The 2,637-nt window shown below is 67.5% G+C and carries 1 protein-coding gene; it reads right to left on the bottom strand.

Annotation, left to right across the window (positions count from 1 at the left end; all coding sequences use genetic code 11):
• Positions 1 to 2,591: SDR family NAD(P)-dependent oxidoreductase (locus tag ABZ842_RS38730; RefSeq protein ID WP_361548554.1), on the bottom strand; the 2,591-nt coding region annotated here is incomplete at its 3' end.
• Positions 2,592 to 2,637 lie beyond the last annotated feature (46 nt).

The raw sequence follows: 2,637 nt of genomic DNA, 5'->3' as shown, positions 1-2,637 counted from the left end.
AACCCGGAAACCACATCCCGCCCCTCGACCAACACGCTCCACAAGCCCTCCGGAGACGTGACACCCCCCGGCAACCGACACCCCAACCCCACGATCGCCAACGGCTCGGAATCCCTTGTCTCGGAGGAGGGCGGGCTGACGACGTCACCTGTGCCCGAGTCCCCCAGGAGCTCCTTGTGGAGCTCAGCAGTCAGTCGGGCGGGGGACGGGAAGTCGAAGAGCATCGAGGACGGAAGTTCCAAGCCGGTGATGTCGACCAACCGATTGCGCAGTTGGACCGCGGCGAGCGAGTCGAAGCCGAGGTCCTTGAAGCTCCGCTCCACTCGGACGGATGCAGGCTTGCTGTGGCCGAGGACCTGCGCGGTCTCGCGTCGCACCAGTTCGAGCAGCGCCGGTTCCCCACCGCTCCGGACCAGCTCGGCCATGCGCTGGGCATCCGCCTGTTGACCGGTGCGGGCGCCGTCAGCCGCGGGGGCGTCGGTCGCCGGCTGGATGTTGGTGAGGAGGGGGCTGGGCCTGCTGGAGGTGAACAGACTGCCGAAGCGCTCCCAGTCGACGTCAGCGACGGTGATCAGCCCTTCGTCGCCGAGTACTGCCTGTTCCAGAGCCTCGATCGCGTCCGCCGGCGGCATCGCAACAAGACCACGCCGACGCAACTGCTGCTCGACGTCGCCCACGGTCGCCATCCCCGCCTCAGCCCACGGACCCCACGCCACCGACGTCCCCACCAACCCACCCGCACGACGACGCTCCACCAACGCATCCACATACGCATTCGCCGCCCCATACACACCCTGCCCACTACTCCCCCACACCCCAGCAATCGACGAGAACACCACAAACGCCGACAACTCCAACCCCACCGTCAACTCATCCAACCACCGAGCCCCCAACACCTTCGCCCCACCAACACCCACCACATCCCCAACACCCGAATCCACCAACAACCCGTCCTGACCCACACCCGCCGCATGGATCACCACATCCAGCGGATGCTCGTCAGGGACACCCGCCAGCAGCTCGACCACGGCCTCACGGTCGGACACGTCGCAAGCAGCGATCGTCACCCGGCAACCTTCCGCGGCCAGGTCGTCGGCCAATTCCTGGGCACCGGGCGCGTCCGCCCCGCGACGACTCACCAGGACGACGTGCTCGGCGCCGCGCTCCACAACCCAACGGGCGACGTGCGCACCCAGCCCTCCCGTACCACCCGTGATCAGTACGGTGCCCGAAGGCCGCCACGAACGATCGGCGGAAACCACAGGGGCGGGCGCAGCATGAACCAGCCGTCGACCCAGCACCACGCCCTGGCGCAGCGCCACCTGATCCTCGACACCCTCGCTCAGCACTCCGACGAGCTGGCGGCCCGCCGTCTCGGTGAAGTCCTGGCCGGACGGGAGATCGATCAGACCGCCCCACAGACCGGGATGCTCCAAACCAGCGACCCGGCCCAAGCCCCACACCTGCGCCAGCTCCGGCACCGGAGCCCCATCCGCAGGCCCGACGCCCACACCGCCGGCGGTCACCGCCCACAACCGACCCGCAAAACCCACACCCACCAGTGACTGAACCAACCGCAACGTCCCAAACAGCCCCGCGTCACTCGCCCCGAGCCCCAACAACGACACCACACCCGTCACACCATCCAACGAACCCAGAGTGTCCGGCGCCTCGGCATCGAAGGTCTCGTGACGGACCGTCGCCCCCGCAGCCGTCAGAGCGGCCTCCAGTCCGGGAAGCCAAGCGGTCAGGGACTCATCCCGCACCTGATGCGAACCCGCAACGACCAGCCATGTCCCGCTCAACCGTCCCGTGACGTCGATCTCGACCGGCTCCCAGGTGACGCGGTAACGCCACTCCCCAGGCCGCGACTGCTCCTCCGCGCCGGTGCGCGAGGACGTCAGCGCTCGTGTGGGGTCGGTGGTTCGGGCGGAGATCCAGTAGCGGTCGCCCTGGAACGGATACGTCGGAAGATCCACCCACGGCAGACCCGCCGGGAACGCCGAGCTCCAATCCACCGGAATGCCATGCACAAAGGCCTCACCCAGCGCGGTCAAGAACGCCCGGTCCTCCGCCTGCTCCGCCCGCTGCAACGGCACCGCCAACACGTCAAGAACACCGGCAGCCACCATCGACGTCAACCCAGCCCCAGGCCCGACCTCCAACACGCAACCAAGGCCCCACTCACCCACGGCATGAGTGACGGCGTCATGGAAACGAACCGTCTCCCGAACATTCCGCACCCAATACTCCACCGACCCCATATCCACGACCGTCCCCGTCACCGAAGACACCACCGGAACCTCCGGCTCACCAAACACCACCGACGACAACACCTCCGCAAACTCCGCCAACATCGGCTCCATCAACACCGAATGAAACGCATGACTCACCCGCAACGACGTCGCCCGACGACCCTCACCCGCGAAATGACCTCGCACCTCCTCCACCACATCCGCCGAGCCCGACACCACCACCGCCCGCGGACCATTCACCGCCGCCACATCAACCCCACCACCAAGAAGGGCCACAACTTCGTCCTCCCCGGCCTCGATCGCCGCCATCCCACCACCCGACGGCAACGCCTCCATCAACACAGACCGAGCAGCCACCACCCGCGCCGCATCCTCCAACGAC

Origin of the sequence: Streptomyces sp. NPDC047315, assembly GCF_040643215.1 — a bacterium.
GTDB lineage: Bacteria > Actinomycetota > Actinomycetes > Streptomycetales > Streptomycetaceae > Streptomyces.
This window is presented reverse-complemented; position numbering and strand designations above follow the sequence as displayed.